Annotated in this window: 1 pseudogene; it reads left to right on the top strand. The window is 62.4% G+C overall.

The window, feature by feature from the left end:
• Positions 1–284: 284 nt before the first annotated feature.
• Positions 285–518: pseudogene (locus AC1DTN_RS39255) on the top strand (hypothetical protein); the annotation flags it as partial.

Raw genomic sequence — 518 nt, 5'->3', positions numbered from 1 at the left:
GACCAACACACCCCCGATGAAGTGTTCATTCGGAAAAGGAGGTCCTGTTGAGATCGAAATCAAGCACGTGCAAGTCCGCGTCGAAGCTTTTGCATGGCGATCTATGCGACGGAGATTGGCTCAGCATTTGGTTGCGTAAGCAGGCCCGCTGCCGCAGCGAATTGCGAAACAGGGACCTTTTGCAGGAGAAGCTTGCGAGTTGCGAAAGAGCGCGACTTCGGTCTGGCGAAAGGCGCGGATGTCGTTCAAGATGAGCTGTCCTTTTGCTCGCACGAAGACTTCCGATGCCCGTCCAGACACCGAACGCACCCACTCTCGACGGCATGGTGCTGCGACCGATGACCGCTGCCGACTTGCCGCGCGCGCATGCATTGACCGCCGAGCTGCGCTGGCCGCACCGCCCCGCGGATTTGGCACAGGTTTTCGCCCACGCCGAGGGCATCGTCGCCGAGCGCGATGGCGAGCTGGTCGGCACCGCGCTGCGTTGGCGCTGGGGCGAGCACCACGCCACCATCGGC

The organism is Rhizobium sp. 01T444 (assembly GCF_056398305.1).
This window is presented reverse-complemented; position numbering and strand designations above follow the sequence as displayed.